The 17,144-nt window shown below is 35.8% G+C and carries 18 protein-coding genes and 1 other annotated feature; of the genes, 4 read left to right on the top strand and 14 right to left on the bottom strand.

What is annotated here, in order from left to right; all coding sequences use genetic code 11:
* Positions 1–63 precede the first annotated feature (63 nt).
* On the bottom strand, positions 64–2,064 hold the full coding sequence (locus LMD38_RS28900) for a methyl-accepting chemotaxis protein (protein ID WP_227585511.1): 2,001 nt from the start codon (positions 2,062–2,064) through the stop codon (positions 64–66).
* A gap of 188 nt (positions 2,065–2,252) precedes the next feature.
* On the opposite strand from LMD38_RS28900, the gene LMD38_RS01750 reads away from it, so the two are divergent.
* On the top strand, positions 2,253–3,011 hold the full coding sequence (locus tag LMD38_RS01750; RefSeq protein WP_016718846.1) for a TrmB family transcriptional regulator: 759 nt from the start codon (positions 2,253–2,255) through the stop codon (positions 3,009–3,011).
* A 213-nt stretch (positions 3,012–3,224) separates the two neighbouring features.
* Here the strand turns inward: LMD38_RS01750 and LMD38_RS01745 are convergent, their stop codons facing one another.
* The 4 genes from LMD38_RS01745 to LMD38_RS01730 all read right to left on the bottom strand — a co-directional run bounded on the left by LMD38_RS01745 (position 3,225) and on the right by LMD38_RS01730 (position 7,586).
* Complete coding sequence (locus LMD38_RS01745) at positions 3,225–3,407, bottom strand: hypothetical protein (RefSeq protein ID WP_227585508.1); 183 nt, start codon at positions 3,405–3,407, stop codon at positions 3,225–3,227.
* A 77-nt stretch (positions 3,408–3,484) separates the two neighbouring features.
* The gene (locus tag LMD38_RS01740; protein WP_113759693.1) at positions 3,485–4,669 is read right to left on the bottom strand and encodes an MFS transporter; all 1,185 of its coding nucleotides are present in this window, start codon (positions 4,667–4,669) and stop codon (positions 3,485–3,487) included.
* Positions 4,670–4,778: 109 nt separating this feature from the next.
* Positions 4,779–6,095, bottom strand: a complete 1,317-nt coding sequence (locus tag LMD38_RS01735; protein WP_061183289.1) for an APC family permease — start codon at positions 6,093–6,095, stop codon at positions 4,779–4,781.
* A 65-nt stretch (positions 6,096–6,160) separates the two neighbouring features.
* Positions 6,161–6,397, bottom strand: a binding site (T-box leader).
* Positions 6,398–6,770: 373 nt separating this feature from the next.
* Positions 6,771–7,586, bottom strand: coding sequence for a hypothetical protein (locus tag LMD38_RS01730; RefSeq protein ID WP_227585510.1), 816 nt, complete (start codon positions 7,584–7,586; stop codon positions 6,771–6,773).
* A 202-nt stretch (positions 7,587–7,788) separates the two neighbouring features.
* Between LMD38_RS01730 and LMD38_RS01725 the strand changes: the two genes are divergently transcribed.
* Positions 7,789–8,945, top strand: a protein-coding gene (locus tag LMD38_RS01725; protein WP_153016965.1) for an IS3 family transposase whose coding sequence is annotated in 2 segments (ribosomal slippage) — positions 7,789–8,041 and positions 8,041–8,945 — 1,158 coding nt in all. Because the reading frame shifts where the segments join, the coding sequence is not laid out codon by codon here.
* Between the two features lie 60 nt (positions 8,946–9,005).
* Here the strand turns inward: LMD38_RS01725 and yidC are convergent.
* Entirely contained in the window at positions 9,006–9,788 is a 783-nt protein-coding gene (yidC, locus tag LMD38_RS01720; RefSeq protein WP_073531269.1) for a membrane protein insertase YidC, read from the bottom strand.
* 28 nt (positions 9,789–9,816) lie between these two features.
* Positions 9,817–10,101 (bottom strand): hypothetical protein, encoded by a 285-nt coding sequence (locus LMD38_RS01715; protein WP_000394930.1) that lies wholly within the window; start codon positions 10,099–10,101, stop codon positions 9,817–9,819.
* Positions 10,102–10,378: 277 nt separating this feature from the next.
* Between LMD38_RS01715 and LMD38_RS01710 the strand changes: the two genes are divergently transcribed.
* Both LMD38_RS01710 and LMD38_RS01705 read left to right on the top strand, forming a co-directional pair.
* Positions 10,379–11,272 carry a YitT family protein gene (locus tag LMD38_RS01710; protein WP_000530037.1) on the top strand — a complete coding sequence of 298 codons (894 nt, stop codon included), beginning with the start codon at positions 10,379–10,381 and terminating at the stop codon, positions 11,270–11,272.
* A gap of 331 nt (positions 11,273–11,603) precedes the next feature.
* Positions 11,604–11,990 (top strand): DUF3938 domain-containing protein, encoded by a 387-nt coding sequence (locus LMD38_RS01705; RefSeq protein WP_001077770.1) that lies wholly within the window; start codon positions 11,604–11,606, stop codon positions 11,988–11,990.
* 118 nt (positions 11,991–12,108) lie between these two features.
* Here the strand turns inward: LMD38_RS01705 and LMD38_RS28575 are convergent, their stop codons facing one another.
* From LMD38_RS28575 to LMD38_RS01675, 7 genes are all read right to left on the bottom strand, one after another.
* Positions 12,109–12,231: a hypothetical protein gene (locus LMD38_RS28575; protein ID WP_016718851.1), complete on the bottom strand. Its 123-nt coding sequence runs from the start codon at positions 12,229–12,231 to the stop codon at positions 12,109–12,111.
* Positions 12,232–13,665 carry a sensor histidine kinase gene (locus LMD38_RS01700; RefSeq protein WP_227585528.1) on the bottom strand — a complete coding sequence of 478 codons (1,434 nt, stop codon included), beginning with the start codon at positions 13,663–13,665 and terminating at the stop codon, positions 12,232–12,234.
* Positions 13,665–14,354: a response regulator transcription factor gene (locus LMD38_RS01695; RefSeq protein WP_100634446.1), complete on the bottom strand. Its 690-nt coding sequence runs from the start codon at positions 14,352–14,354 to the stop codon at positions 13,665–13,667. Before LMD38_RS01695 ends, LMD38_RS01700 begins: the two co-directional genes overlap by 1 nt.
* A gap of 12 nt (positions 14,355–14,366) precedes the next feature.
* Positions 14,367–15,137 carry an ABC transporter permease gene (locus LMD38_RS01690; RefSeq protein WP_073531271.1) on the bottom strand — a complete coding sequence of 257 codons (771 nt, stop codon included), beginning with the start codon at positions 15,135–15,137 and terminating at the stop codon, positions 14,367–14,369.
* A gap of 10 nt (positions 15,138–15,147) precedes the next feature.
* The gene (locus tag LMD38_RS01685) at positions 15,148–15,966 is read right to left on the bottom strand and encodes a DUF2705 family protein (RefSeq protein WP_061182759.1); all 819 of its coding nucleotides are present in this window, start codon (positions 15,964–15,966) and stop codon (positions 15,148–15,150) included.
* On the bottom strand, positions 15,963–16,691 hold the full coding sequence (locus LMD38_RS01680; RefSeq protein ID WP_000710432.1) for an ABC transporter ATP-binding protein: 729 nt from the start codon (positions 16,689–16,691) through the stop codon (positions 15,963–15,965). The genes LMD38_RS01685 and LMD38_RS01680 overlap by 4 nt, the downstream gene beginning before the upstream one ends.
* A gap of 249 nt (positions 16,692–16,940) precedes the next feature.
* Entirely contained in the window at positions 16,941–17,081 is a 141-nt protein-coding gene (locus LMD38_RS01675; RefSeq protein ID WP_000404784.1) for a DUF3985 family protein, read from the bottom strand.
* Between the last annotated feature and the right edge of the window lie 63 nt (positions 17,082–17,144).

Raw genomic sequence — 17,144 nt, 5'->3', positions numbered from 1 at the left:
TATACTTGCTTCTTATATATCCATTGTCTATTTTACCGAAATACGCATCATTTTACTAATTTGTTATTCCTCTATTTTAAACTGCTCAACTAATCTTTCTAAGTCTCTCATATGCTCCGTCAAGCTTTCCATCGTATGAGCTACCTTTTCTAGATGATTCACTTGTGATTCAGTTGCAGCATTTACCTCTTCCGAAACCGCTGCGCTTTCTTGACTCGTACCAGCAATTGTATGCATGACCGCTGTAATTTCTCCTTGCTCGTGACCGATGTTATGTACCTCTTCTACAATTTGTTCCACTGAAGTACTAATTGTATTTACAACTGACATAATGGTACGGAATTCCGCCTCTGCTTCTGTCGTAACATTATTTTGTATATCCGCAATGTCTTTCAATTTACTTACAACTTCTACAACTCGTCTTACCTCTACTTGTACATCACCAATCATCGTCGCAATTTCTACTGTTGCTTCTTTTGATTGTTCCGCTAATTTCCGAACCTCTTCCGCAACAACAGCAAAGCCCTTACCTTGTTCACCCGCACGTGCCGCCTCGATTGAAGCATTTAAAGCAAGTAAATTCGTTTGATCTGAAATACCTTTTATAAGCTCTACAACATTTTGAATCGATCCAACCCTTTGCTCTAACTTTCCAGATGCTTCCTCTGTATGAACAACAATCGAAGAGGATTGGCCCCTCGTACGAACTAAATTACGCATCGTATTTAATCCTTGCTTAGATGCCTCTTCAGCTTTGCCAGCCACACCTTTTATTTCACTAACAGAGTTATTCATTTGTTCCACTGACTGCGCCATATTCTCGAGCTGCTCTGAAACTTCATCTACACTATTAGCAAGCGTAGAAGCTCCTCCGCTCACGTCATCCATTGCACCTGACACTTCTCTACTAGCTGCTACAGTCTCATTCGTTAAATAATGTAAATTATTCGTTGATTGTTGCACGGTTGATACACTATTTTTAATTTTGCTTACCATTTCATTCATTTGCTCAACCATATGATTAAAATGGTTCGTCAGTTCTCCAACTTCATCCTTACTTGTCACTTTCATTTGCAACGTTAAATCACCTTCTGCTACTTTTTGAACGTGATTCGTTAATAGTTGCAGCGGTCTTGCTAACCTTCTTGAGAACAAGTATGAGGCTACAATTCCAACGAATAAGCTAATACATGCCATTATAAGGACTGTATTTCTCGTACTATTTAATAGCCCATCAATCGTGTCCTTCGGATAAACAATCCCAATTTTCCATTTCATCTTATCAAACAGTTGACTATAGGCTACTACATCGTTCCCTCCTAATGTCGTCACTGCAAATTTTGTTTCATCTTTATTCAAACTTTTTACAAGTGATTCTTTTGAAACATCTTTTCCTACTTTCTCTGGATATACAATAGCAATATTTTTATCATTTACGATAAACATTTCTCCGCCATTATTATATTGAATATTATGGAGTAGCTTTTGGATTGTTCCTAATGATACATCCATTGCTACTACCCCTAATACTGAACCATCTTGTCCGACAATAGCTTTTGAAACCCCAATACTTAACTTACCTGTCGCAATTTCATATTGTGGTTGCCCCCAAATAATCGATTTTGTATCGGATTCTGATGCTTTATACCACTGACGACTCGTTGGATCATACCCTTCAGGTACTTTTCCTCCGTCAGCAAGATTTGCACTCAACGTTTTTTTATCTTTCGTTCCAATGTATACATCTAAAATATCAGGATGATTCTTTTTAAACCTTGAAAACTCTTTTAAAATAAAGCTCTCTTCTTCTGGAGTCACTCCATCTTGTAACATGTTTTGAATATCATCATGACTTCCATAATGACCCATATCCTCTTCAATTCGCTGCATAAATGCAGTTAACTGCTCTGTCACAAGATCCATCGTATTTTGAGAATACTGGTCTAAGGAGCTCACTTCCTTCTCTTTCTGTAATTGATACATAGCTGTACCTAAAATTACGAACATCATTGAAATAAGTACTGAAAATACTATTGCAATTTTTAAACGTAAACTTCTTAACATCTTCCCCAACGCATCCCCTTCTCGTTGTATTGTAATCATATTAATCACTATATTAAGTATAATGGATAAAATTAAAAAATTGAAATTAATTCTCAACTCAATCCCATTAGAAAACCTACTACCACTTGTGTAAAAACAAATAGTTCATTATCCTTAAACTATATAATCTCATTCGTTCGGAGGTAACTATGTTACAAAAATTCGGTTTCTCACAATATGAAAGCCAAGCTTATGAAGTTGTCGTATCAAGCAACGAACCATTAGATGCTACAACGATTGTGAAGCATTCTGGTGTGCCAAAAGCCAAAATATATGAAGTGCTAGCACGCCTGATCGATAAAGGAATGGTAATGGATTCTGTTTCAGAAAAGAAAAAGCTGTATACAGCATTACCACTCAAGCTAGCAATTGAAAAATTAACGACAGAATTCCAATCTAATATTAAAGAATTAGAGACAACTATATCAAAAAAATCATTTACAGATGACCGTGTATGGAGCTTAAAAATGCAATCTTCTATTCGCGTTCAAAGTAAAGAGCTCATCGAAAGTGCAAAAGAATCGATTCGCATTTCAGCTTGGAACGATACTCTTTTAGAATATCTTCCGTTACTAGAAGAAAAAGCAAAACAAGCCGTCCAAATTGAATCTCTTATAGTTGGAGAAGTAGAAACGAATTTAGAAAACATGCATTTTCTAATTCCAGCTGAAGAACCTAACGCATTAGAGCGCTATTTACTACTCATCGTTGACGACCGCGAAATTTTATTTGCTGGTGTAGAGCAAGAGTCATGGCAAGCAATGAAAACAATGTCACAACCTTTCGTAAAGTTCTTTACAGAATTTTTCTATCACGACGTTGCACTTGCAAAGATTACCCAGAAACACCATGATCTCTTTATGGAAGATGAGGAAATTAAAAGTTTGTTGATGAAGTTGAGATACTAATACACATACGATAAAGTTCAACTAATCGAACTTTAATGGACAGCCCGACCCACCTCAAAATTCTTTGCTTTCATTGAATTTTGAGGTGGGTCTTACTGCCCATTAAAGCGGGATAAAAAACAAAAAGCATCTAGTGCGCCACTAGATGCTTTTTTTCAAATTATTGCAATGCAACTTTGATTTCATTTCCAATCCAAAACGGAATCTAGTTCTTTATCTAGACTCCTTTTTATTTTCCTCTTTTATCTCCATCAACAACTCAATCATTTTCTCATTCTGCTCCACTTGTTTCTCTGAATTTTGATAGATGAAACGAACCCATCTAAGCGCAAGAATAATAAGAAACAATGGAAGCATTGAAATTAGAAGACCAATAATTGAAAAATTCGTATACATATACATCACCTCGCTACATACAAATTCTCCACTTCCCTACAAAAACCTGCAATTTTTTACAAATAAAAAAGAACCTATCAAACGATAGATTCTTCTTTTGCAAGCTGGGCAGAACGTCCTCTTGTAATCGAGAAAATTGCACAAAGCAGCGCTAATATAATAAAGCCGCCCCCTACCCAAGCGTTATATATAACAGATGATTTTTCAATAACAACTCCACCTACTGTTGAACCGAGCGCAATCCCTAAGTGAAGGGCAGAGTTATTTAAACTTTGCTGAATACCAGCTGATTCTGGTGCAATTTCAATTAAATAATTTTGCTGTGCTGGCGAAATAGCCCAGCTCAGCATACTCCAAAGTCCCATCATAATAATGAACAGCGGGAATGAGAATGTCATCATCGGCAATAGGAAGATCGCACACGCAAATACGATAATAATTGAGATAATACTTTTCTTCGATCCCCATTTATCAGCAAGCCAGCCTCCGAAGCCGCCCCCAATTACTGCTGCGATTCCGAAGATGAAATAAAATACACTAATCCAATTCGCTTCCACATGCATAACATCTTTTAAAAATGGTGTTAAATATGCATATAGTGTTAAATGACCCGTTAAAAATAAGAACGACGTTAACTGTGCACTGACGATTTTTTTATCTTTTAACGTAGCAATTTGCTCTCTTATTGATAATACCGATGTCGGTGGTACTTTCGTTAAGAATAATGAAATACAAGCGATTGCCATCACTGTTAAGATTGAAATGAGCACAAATGGTGCACGCCATCCATATGCATTTCCGAGCACAAGGCCAAGCGGTACTCCAAGTACAAGTGACCCACTAATCCCCATGAAAATGATTCCAATTGCACGCGCACGAAAATGCGGTTCTACAACGCTAGAAGCAAGTGTTACTGACAGTGCAATAATAAGCGAACCACTCGCCGCACAAATCACCCTTGAGAACATTAACATCCCATAATTCACACTAAATGCTGAAATAATATTTCCGATTAAGAAAATTGATAATGCCCCAACATACAATGTTTTTCTTTCAAATTTCCCTGTTAATGCTAATAAAACAGGGCCTGATAAAGCAAATACTACTGAAAATATTGTGATAAGCTGACCAGCTGCACTAATAGATACTCCTAAATCATTGGCAACTAAATCAAGCGTTCCTCCTATAATTAGCTCAACCGTTCCGACTACGAAAGCCGCGATAGCTAAAATATACACACGAAAATTCAAGTCTTTCCCCACGCTTTCTATTTTGGTTACTACGACTATAGTAACCAAAATAGAAGTTGAACACAAGTACAATTTTTTTACAGTAAAAAAAGGGTAGGCGTATTATACGCCTACCCTTCACTCATGATACTTCATTTTTATTCTTCTTATTTAAATACCAATATACCGGCAGCCCCGTAAATACAATTCCAATTGATAAGAAACAACTTACCGGATCATTGATAATGGCACTACCAATTACAAAGAACGAACCTAAAATCGCAACGATTGGTACGATTGGGAATAACGGTACACTGTATGCACGCTCTTTATTCTTATTACGTTTTCTTAAAATGAAGACACCAATAAACGTCATTACATAGAAAATATAAATAATGAATACGGAAATCTCAGATAGCTTATTCGGATCACTAATAATCATTAAAATAATTCCTAAAATGATTTCAACAGTAATCGCATTTGCTGGTGTTTTAAATCTTGGGCTTTCCTTCGCAATAAACTTAGCAAATGGAAGTTGTCCACGTTCTGCCATCGACATCGGGATACGTGGGAACGTTAAAATCTTTCCATTTAAACAACCGAAAATAGAAACGATAATACCGATACTAATAATTTTCCCGCCATATTCTCCAAGTAGCATTCCTGCAGCTGTCGCTGTTGCATTTTCTCCAAGGTCTACAATTTGAGTTGCTGGTAATACATTCAGTAACGCCAAATTAATTAATACGTAAGCAGCTGTTACAATTAAAATCCCAACTGTCATTGCTTTCGGTAATAACTTTGTTGGATTCTTCATTTCCCCGCCAATCGAAGCAAGTAAAATCCAGCCATCATAAGCAAATAACGTTGCTAAAATTGCCATCCCGATACTTTGATTTTCTGATATCGGTACAACTACGTTAAAAATATCGCTATTCCCTTTCCAGAAACCTAACACAACAATTAATACGATTGGAATCATCTTTCCGATTGTCGTAATCGTTTGAACGATACCTCCGTATTTTGTTCCCATACTATTTACAACGCCAAGGAACACAACTGTTCCGATCGCGATTGGTAAATTCCATACTTTATCTAAATAGAAAAAATTAATCATTAAAGAACTAAAGTATAACCCTAATGTTCCAATAATAGCTGGCCCATAAACAATCGTTTGCATCCAGCCCGATAAATATCCCCAAAAACTTCCGTAAATCTCCTCTAAATACGTATACAACCCACCATTTTTCGGGATTTGCGCTCCAATTTCAGCTACTGTTAAACCACTTGCTAACGTCAACAGACCACCAATTATCCAAGCAAGAATCGCCATATTAGAACTCCCCGAGTAATCTAATACGCTGCCTGGTTTCATAAACACACCAGACCCAATAATCGTTCCTACTACGATAGAAAGTGCTACCGTTAAACCAATTTTGTTCTTCTCATCATGATGCATACTGCGTATCCTCCTTCCAATCCTAGTGTGATGCAAAAATGAAATAAAAAAACACTCCTCCCTAAAAAAGGGACGAGTGTTGTATTCGTGGTTCCACCCTTGTTTCAATTCGCAAAGTAACACACTTCACCAATTTCTCAAGTCTACATAACGGTTTTTGCCGGCAAGCAATTACTAGATGTTCGTTCACTGCTGCAGTTCAGAGGTGGTAATCTATTTTTCCGTATTAGGAAGCTCACAGCCAAAGGCCTCCCTCTCTGAGAATCGTAAAAAATTGATCATGTCCTCATCATCACTTCTTGATGTCGAATTTTGTAGTTATTGTTCATTATATTGAATTGTTAGAAAAAATCAATATATTTTTTATATAACATATGAAATATTTCTCTTCTTATATTATAACAGAAGTTACGATACTTCTCTAATTCCCTCTTATCTTTGGAGCCGTGTAGCAATAAAAAATTATATCGGCGATTTTTCAAATATATCGACCACAACTTAATTTATATCAGCGATTTTCAAAATATATCGACCGCAACTTAATTTATATCGGCGATTTTCGAAATATATCGATTTACCAACAAAAAACGACAACAAGTAAGAGGAGACTGTTCCAAAAACAGCCTCCTCGCATACGTATCTTCCGGTTGCCCACACGAAAGATACGTAATTCGATTATTTATCTTCTTTGTTCATAAAAAACTTATGATGCGGAAGATCCACATTTAATGCCTCTAATTGTTTCTTCTCATTGTCTAAAATCGCTTTTGCTTTTGTTTTTGTTGCCTCATCTAATCCCGCAAAGATGTCTTCATGCTTCTCTTTCTCTGGGAGTTTCACACCTAGTTTTGTTAATTCTTCTTTTGCTTGCTCATGCGTTAATTTCCCGGACTTTTCCTGTTCAAAAATAGACTTTGCTTTTTCCTTTGTTGCTTCATCTAAGTTAGCAAGTATGTCTTTATGCTTACCCTTCTCTGGCATTTTCACGCCTAACTTCGTTAATTCCTCTTTTGCTTGTTCACGTGTTAATTTGCCGGATTTCTCTTGCTCTAAAATTGATTTTGCTTTTTCTTTTGTTGCTTCGTCTAATCCCGCAAACATTTCTTTGTGTTTACCCTTTTCCGGGAACTTCACGCCTAATTTTGTTAATTCTTCTTTTGCTTGTTCACGTGTTAATTTCCCAGACTTTTCTTGCTCTAAAATTGATTTCGCTTTTTCTTTTGTCGCTTCATCTAATCCCGCAAACATTTCTTTACGTTTTTCTTTCTCTGGAAGCTTTACACCTAGCTCCTCTAACTGTTTCTTTGTATCATCCATAATCGTTTTTACTTTTTGTTTTGTAGCGTCATCTAAATCTTTTTTCGCCGTTTTTGTAGATTGCTCAGCTGCTGGAGTATTCGTTGCCGCGAATGCCGGGATGCCGACTCCCCCAATGATTCCGAATGATAAAGCACCTGCAATCGCTAAATACCCAACTGTTTTCTTCTTCATAGGAAATTTCCTCCTTCATATTTCTAATGCATGTACACTCTCGTATACAATGCCTATAGTAATGTTGGTTTCTTAAAATTTCCTTAACGACTTAACAAAAAAACACCGCTCATGATGAAGTGAACCCGAATAGTGGTACATGAAAAAAACACCTCCTGAATTCGCATACTAAGTATGCAAATTCAATGGAGGTGTTTTTCGTTTGAAGACAAGAGTTCATTACCCAGAAGAAACAAAGTGGAAAGTGATTGAAATGAAGAAAGACGGCTATTCAAATCGTACAATTATGGAGAAACTCGGAATTAAAAATGTTTCCCAAATTAAGACATGGATGAAATGGTATCATACAGATCAAACGTATCGTTTTCAACAACCTGTAGGAAAACAATATTCTTATGGAAAAGGACCAAAAGAGCTCAGTGAATTAGAACAGCTACGTTTAGAAAATAAACATCTAAAAACAAAATTACTTGTATGGGGAAAGTATCTGGAAATCGAAAGGGGCTGAAACCAGAAACTGTAGTTACTTTATGGGAAAATGTAAAAACAAAAATAACGGTAAAAGAATTGTGTAACGTATTAGAATTACCCCGTTCCACATTTTATCGTTGGTTACAACGAACGGAAGATTTGAAAGATGGTATAGAAGAGAAAATAAAGGACGTTTGTCTTAGGCATAAATTCCGGTATGGATATCGAAGAGTGACCGCTACTCTTCGTAAAATGGGACTGTGTGTCAATCATAAAAAAGTATTACGAATCATGAGACAAAATCACATTCTTTCAAAAGTACGTCGAAAGAAAAAGAAATATATCAATGGTGCGGAGCCAATGGTAGCCCCTCATCGATTGGAGCGCCAATTCGATGCATCCAGACCAAATGAAAAATGGTTTACGGATGTGACGTATCTCTTATTTGGAGAGCGTACTTTGTATTTATCAACGATTATGGATACCTTTAATCGTGAAATTATTAGTTGTGTCATCAGCGAATCACAAACACTGACATTAGCGATGAAGACATTAAAACAAGCAATGAGAGGGCGAAAAGTAAAAGATGTCCTTCTTCACTCAGATCAAGGAAGTATTTATACAGCAAAAGAATTTCAAGCGTATGCCAAAGAAAACGGCATTATCACCAGCATGTCCCGGAGAGGAAATTGCCATGATAATGCCGTCATGGAAAGCTTCTTTGGTCATTTAAAAAGTGAAGCTTTCTATTCACAAAAGATAACAAAAGTATCCAACACAACTGTGCGAAAGATTGTGCTAGAATACATTCATTACTACAATTGTGTGCGAATTCAAGAAAAATTAAACCACCTATCCCCTAAAGAATTTAGGGAACAAGTGGTTTAGGTGTTTTGATTGGTGTCCCGTTTTCGGGGGTCACTTCACTTCATAATGAGCGGTGTTTTTCTATGCTTTTTGTAATTGTAATTCTTCACGTTCCATTATTCTTCTTAATACAATTGTTTGTGTCATTGTAAATAAGTTACCTGTTATCCAGTACAACACAAGACCCGATGGTGCCGCAAATCCCATAAATAAAATCATTGCCGGCATCATAATTTGCTGCATCTTTAGCATCTGTACTTGTTCTCCAGGTGTAATATTAGATTGGAAAACTTTCATCTGAATAAATGTCGTTAATGCTGCAATAATCGGTAATATATGATAAGGATCTGCATGTCCTAAGTTCACCCATAAAAACGAAGATGTGCGAATCTCTTCTGTTCGGCTAATGGCATAATACAAAGCAGAGAAAATCGGCATTTGTATAAAGATTGGCCAGCAACCAGCAAGTGGATTCCAACCGCCTGATTTCATTAGTTCTGACATTTCTTTTTGATACTGTTTTTGTTTTTCAAGATCTTTACTTACATCACCGTATTTTTTCTTTAACTTCTGCAATTCAGGTTGCATTTTCTTCATTTTCGCTTGGCTACGATATTGCGAAACAGCTAATGGAATCATTGCTGAACGAATAACGAGCGTCATAATAATGATAGCAATCCCGAAGCTAGCTCCCGGTATATGATGAGCAACAAATTGAATCATAAACGAGATTGGATATACAAAATAATGATCCCAAATTCCCGTACTATGTGCATCAATTGGGGCTGCATTACTACAACCAGATAAAACAAAAACAAGTAATAATGATAAACTAACGAGCGCAGTTCGGTATGATTTTAACATGTTCATTCCTCCAATGTTTCGTAATTATTTAGCGAAACATTGGTGTATACGGACCGACCTCGTCATTCTCTTCACTCGATTCTTGTCTGCGTACAGAACGAATCATTCCATATTTATAAAAAATCGAAAATAGCGGTACATTCCCCGCACTATCTTCACACGTATCAACTAACGCAAATGCTCTTTGTCTACCGCTTGATGCTTGCTGACGCACAAAGCGAGAAACGTTAGCAAGGAAGAAAACTTCTAATAAACAAAGTGCTGTCGTTACAAACGATATATATAGAATTGCATCCTGCAATAAAAATTCCATCGCTTCACATCCTTAATAAGGTCATTTTAGCACATTCGGCAAACATTCTCTATTTCCTTTTATCGTCAAAAAAAGTATTTTGCATATTTTCTCAAGAAAACAATAATTAAGAAACATTGTATTCGCTTTCTTTAGTATATTCACACACATCAATGAATAGGCTTGATTTATTAGAAATTTATAAAATTTTTGCATTATAATAAAACTATTGCCAGTTTTTGAAAAAACCTTTATTCTCTTCTTGTAATCAAAAATGAATATGGAGATGAAACATACTATGGGTCAACTAGGAGACGCCGATTACGTTCCCGACACCGCCTTTTTATCCTTCCCAGCAGCTAAAACATTTCACTTAGAATTTATCATACAGTTGGTTGTTATTTTCGTAGCTTCTATTTTGTATGCAATTTCTATGAATATGTTCTTTATCCCGCATAACATGATTAGCGGTGGATTCGCTGGAGTAGGGATGATTATCGGTTATTTAATGCACTACAATATCGGTGCACTTATCTTTTTACTAAACATTCCTCTTCTTATTTTAAGTCACTTTTACTTAGGCAAGAAGACAACCTTTTTAACAGCGTACTTTGTAGCTGTATCATCATTAGCGATGAACATTATCCCTGTACACCAAGTTTCAGACGATATTTTACTATCTTCTGTATTCGGCGGTGTAATCTGCGGAGCAGCTTCAGGAATCATATTCCGATTTGCTTCTTCAACAGGTGGATTTGATGTTGTTGGATTAATTGTAGCGAAATATCGCGATGTTTCAATTGGAGCAATCATATTTGTATTCAACTTAATCTTACTTGTTGTAGCAGGATTTATTTTCGGATGGGATATTACACTTTATACGTTAATTAGTCGATTTGTAGTCAGCAAAGTGATCGATGCTGTGCATACGAAACATATTAAATTGACGATAATGACAATTACAGAAAAAGGCGAGGAAATAAAAAGCGCCCTACTACATCACGGCATACGTGGCGTGACGATGGTAGATGCTGTCGGCGGCTATACAAACCATAAGAAAAAAATGATTTACACTGTCGTGACTCGCTATGAGTTAGGCGAAATGAAACGTATTATCCGTCAAGTGGATAACAAAGCATTTATGAATATTACTGAAACAGTTGAAATTGTCGGCCGTTTCAAACGTATATAAAAAAGCGCAAGGAATGGTATTTCCTTGCGCTTTTTATTTTTTACACTTATTACAAAATCAGATAATTCTATTATTATGCCTCTAAATATGTTATAATGAAAACAGACTCACAAAAAAAGAGTATATAGACTTGGAAGTTTCTCTTATTTTACAAGCAAAAAGAAACGAGCAGTCGGGTATATTTCAGACATCATACACGTAACGGTTTAAAAAACCGATCACTCTTCAATAATCTTTTTATAAAAAGATACGTACAACTAAAACTCACTTCAATATACTATACCTACCTTTTTGACTTCCAAATCATCTTATTACATAAGGAGATGAACATATGAATCAATATATACGATATACAATAGCTGTCCTGTTTGCTATTATCGGCGGAACAATCTGCTTCTGGACAAACACTCAGCTTGGAGAGAATATCATTTTTAATGGAATCGAAACACTTGTAAGCGCTTCAATTTTAGGTGGATACATTTTCTTCCTCTTTAATCCAGAAGAAAATGCGCAAAAAACAATGTTATTAACAATGATCGGAATCGTTGGCGGATGTATTTCCTACTCAATGACTAACTATACATTACCACTTCAATTAAGCTCAGCTTTCTTCCACGGTCTATGGACTTGGTTCATTGCATTCTGTCTAGCTGATGTATTCAACCTGTTACAAGACAACGAAGAAGAAAACGGTCGCCAAATTGAAAGTAACTCGTAAGCTGGAAGGGATTCTTCCAGCTTTTTTTATGTTGGTTTGCATACCACGGCATCACAATAAAAAGAAGTTACCCTCACGGCAACTTCTTTCCCATATACCCCATCCAGTATCAACCGGATTATATCAGCGATTTTTCAAATATATCGACGATTTCTCCACTTATATCAGCGATTTTTTCATTATATCGACGGTTCGACACAGGATATCGACTTACCGACATTTTTCGACAATCAATTTTCATCTATATACCTCCGCTCGGAATCCGAAACGAAACGTGTGCCCCGCCTCTCACCTCACTATTTTCTACCTGAATTTTACCACCATGCTTCTCAACAATTGTCTTAGCAATATATAACCCGAGTCCAAAATGCTCCTTGCTTCCTGAACGCGACTGATCTCCCTGATAAAAACGTTGTAATACTTTTTTCAAATCTCCTTCTTGAAACCCAGGCCCTGAATCATATACATGAAACTCTATTGCGTCATGCCAAGCACATACTTTCAAAAGCATCTTCCCTGACACCGGAGTAAATCGAACTGCATTCATTACGATGTTGTCCATTACTTGACTGATTCGCTCTTGATCAAATACTAAGCTTTGTATATCCTCATTATTTTCAAAGATGACATCCCAATCAATTTCTTTTTTTCTAGCTATGCATTCGTATTCTTCTAGTTTTTTAAGAAAGAATGGATTTATATGTACTTTATTTAAACGTAATTGAAATGAGAAACTCTCTAGCTCATTTACTATTTGGAACTCCTCAAGAAGCTTTGTCATTCTGTTTGTGTTTCTTTCAATCGTTTGTAAATACCGATGTAACAAATCTTCATTTTTCCATAAACCACTTTGCAAACCTTCTGTATGACCTTGCACAATCGTTAATGGCGTTTTCAAATCGTGAGAAATAGCTCTAATATATTCTCTCCTTTCTTCTTCTAACTCCCATTGTCGTGACAAACTAGTAGCTAGCGCTGCACGCATATTTTCAAACGAACTGACTAATTCACCAATTTCATTTTTCGCGTTGTACTCTAAATGAAAATTTAAATCCTGCTCTTGAATTCTTTTTGAGGCCTCTGATAGTTCAACTAGTGGTTTCTTTATTCTTTTTCCCATTCGATTTGAAATAATGTAGGACAAAATTGTAATGTATATAAAGGGTGAAGCTAAAAATAAGATTACAAAAAAGGAATCAACTGCCGAAGCAGTAGATATTGTTAAATGATAATTAAACCCTATCGCTCCTTGTAAATCTCCATTCCTATCTACTAAAGGCAGATATGTCGTAACTTCATTATCATCTTCTTCACCATAAATATTTGTATTAATAACACTCGAAATCGGTCTCTCATTTGTTATTAATTTCTTGTTATATGTACCATAAGAAATATCTCCTTGCCTATTAACAATTTGATATTTAATTCCCTCTTTAGGGACAATTTTCTCTAATCCATTTCGCTCTTTCTCATTTAACAATAGTATGCCTTTATCTTTTACATATTCTTTTATCATAGGTATTTTCTGTTCATAATAATTCGCAGGAAATACTTTCCCATTCTTCGTTAGCCAATACCAACCACTAGCCGCTGTTAAAACCGTTAGTATTAAACTACCAAGTAGAACTATTAAGAAGCCAGCTACTAGCTGTTGTTTAATCCTTAACCTTTGCATCAATTCTGTACACTCCACTTATATCCAATTCCCCACACCGTTTGAATATATGTATTTTCTCTGTCATATACACTAAGCTTTGTTCTAATTTTCTTTATATGCTCAACTACAGTAGAGACATCACTTTCACTATCATATCCCCAAATCTTTTCAAACAGCTGCTCTTTCGTCAAAACTTGACCAGCATGAAGTGCTAACATTTTCACAACTTCATACTCTTTTTTTGTAAAATGAATTTTTTCTTTCCCAGTCATTATTTCGTAGTTTTGCAAATCTATTAATATACTTCCATAGCGTAGAAATTCCTTTTGATCCACCATTCTTAAATCTGTCGTACGGCGCAAATTGGCAACAATTCTCGCTTTCAACTCTTTTAAACTAAATGGCTTACTAATATAATCGTCTCCACCAATCAATAAACCTTCTATCCGAGACCGTTCACTACTATCCGCACTTAAAAATAAGATTGGGCATGCATAAGACTCTCTCATCTTCTCGCAAACTTTAAACCCATTCATATCTGGCAACATAACGTCTAAAATAATGAGATCCACGCTATTATCTAATTTCTTCAAAGCTTCTTCACCACTTAATGCACTTTTTACTTCATACCCTTCCATGACAAGACTATCTTCAATAAATGTAAGAATATCTGGTTCATCGTCTACAAGTAGTATTTTGCTCGTCACGGCAAGTCCCCCCTAATTAAATATATCTTTTTTACACCAACTAAACATAGCCGCTATTGCACATCCTCCTAAAATTGTACCATTTATCAGGTAAAATGTTCCTTTCCCCTCACTTAATATTCTTAGAATTGATCCACTTCCAATTACAAAATAACTTAATTCTTCATTCACATATAAACTTGCTACTAATAAACCGACTATTGCAAAATACGTAATGATAGCGTTTTGAAACCACAGACTTACAAAACTACTCAACATTGTTAAAGCACTTGCTATAAACCATAGTATTAAATAATATTTTACAGTATATAAAATAGAAGCATTCGCACTATAAATGACTTGTTTATCTAAAAAGAATGTCTCTTCTGCACGCCTTATAAAAAATGTTCCATATATATAACTCTCAATGAATGCCATTAACAAAAACAAACTTACAATGCTCATTTGAGTAATCCATTTCGCCAATAATAATTCCCATCTACCTACGGGACGAATCATAACAAGCCGATACGCACCAGATGAAATTTCACTATTAAAACTATCAATAAATAAGATTGGAAAAATTAATAAGAATAACGTAAAATACCATTCTCTTGTAACTGCGACAGGAAAGTTTAAATTACTTAAGATTACTTCTGTTCCTTTTGTATCATAAATAGCAACTCCAAAAGTATGAACCCATACGCTATGCAAAATAAGTAGCAGCCCAAAAATAGCTATTAATGCTTTCGTCTTTTTTCTATTAAAAATCCGTTCAAATTCACTTATAAGTATTTGTCTCATTCTTCACACCTCACACAAAATTATCTTCTTTCCCTATCCAATAAACTGTTACAGTATTACAAACAACAATGTATAGTAGTAAAACTACAGATCCAAAAAGAATCATTCTTGAGCTACCAGATAAAGATATAGCAATTCCTTCATGTTGCAATTTAATTAAAGAAGAATAATTAATATAAAGAAAAGTCGGGGATTGGCCTATCACTAACGCCATCGCTGGGTATCCAAAGGAAAATATAATGAATCCCATACCGAGAAGAGTCGCACTTGTTGTCGATTTACTTATAACCGACAGCATAATTAATATGCTAGCCATTGCTACTAAAGTAAGATAAGCAATTCCGTAATAAGAAATACAGTATAAGAACACGCCAAGTGCATTCGTTTTTTCCGTATGATAAAACAAAAGAATATTCGGTTCATGCTCAAAGAAAATATAGCCAATACAATAACTGCAAATAAAATAAACACTTATAAATAGCAAACTTACCGCTACTATCGTAATTATTTTTGCAATCAGAACCTCCGAATACGTATATGATCTTTGGATTACCATCCTAATTTGACCGCTATGATACTCTTGAGCAAACACAAGAACAATTAAAACGAGTAAAACAAGATTACATATACTCATAAGCATTTCAGATAATGCAAGGACGGGGAACGAATTCGCATATGTATAATCAACCGCTATCCTTTCGACCTCTTGATTATGTTTTAAATAGTACTTAGCAGCCCCAAGTAACATCACTGGTATCATCAAAAAACAAAGCCATGTTACTTTCTTCGCCCAAAGCCGCTCCCATTCCGAGCGTACTAACATCATCATGAGCTCATCATCTCCACGAAAATATCTTCTAATTCTTTATTCCTTCCTTGCAATTCTTCCGTCGTTCCCCGCCATATTAATGATCCTTCTCGAATCATGACCCATGAATCACACATAAGCTCCAATTCACGAATTAAATGGCTAGAAATGAAAAAAGTAATGCCCTTCTCACGCTGTAAGTCGAGTACAATTTTACGAAGCTGCTTAATTCCAACTGGATCTAATCCATTAGACGGTTCATCCAAAATGATAAAATCTGGATTCCCAAGAAGCGCCTGTGCAATACCTAAACGCTGCTTCATCCCTAACGAATACGTACCAACTTTATCGTCAGCACGATTTTCTAAACCGACGATTTCTAATACTTGCTGCACTTTATTTTCAAGAACTTCTCCACCAGTACGTAACGTAATCCTCCCTAGATTCCGCAAATTTTTTCGTCCTGACATATAAGGGAAAAAAATTGGAGCCTCTACAATTGCGCCTACATGCTGAAGAGCTTCTTTCCGATTTTTTTGTACGCTAATACCATTAACTAATATCTCTCCTTCATTTGGTCGAATTAACCCCATAATTGTTCGAATAAGAGTTGTCTTCCCAGAACCATTTGGCCCAACAAAACCACAAATCTCATTTTTATAAACAGAAAAAGACATATGACTTAGCAACGTTCTCCCCTTCACCTTTTTCGTCACATCTCTTACTTCTAAAACCGCTTTTTTCATCTCTACCGCCTCCTTACTCTAAGAATAGAAGGTAAAAATAAACAATTTATAAACAAATAAAAAGAAGTTACCCTCACGGCAACTTCTTTTCCATATACCCCATCCAGTATCAACCGGATTATATCAGCGATTTTTCAAATATATCGACGATTTCTCCACTTATATCAGCGATTTTTTCATTATATCGACGGTTCGACACAGGATATCGACTTACCGACATTCTTCGACAATCAAGACGCTCAACATACCCTATCCCCCAAGCAATTTACTGCCGAACTCTACGATTAAAAAGATAATTAATAGGATCGCGAGTATTTTTAATGCTACATATGCCACTTTAAAAACAACATAAATGAGCAAGACGATTAAAATAATCGTTAAAATTTCCATCTAGAATTCCTCCAAGCTTTGCTCTTCACATCTTATTTTACTCGCCCCACACTTTTTATGGAA

Source organism: Bacillus pacificus, from assembly GCF_020861345.1.
Lineage (GTDB): Bacteria > Bacillota > Bacilli > Bacillales > Bacillaceae_G > Bacillus_A > Bacillus_A pacificus.
Note: the sequence above shows the minus strand (reverse complement) of the source record. Positions and strands in the feature narration are given on the sequence as shown.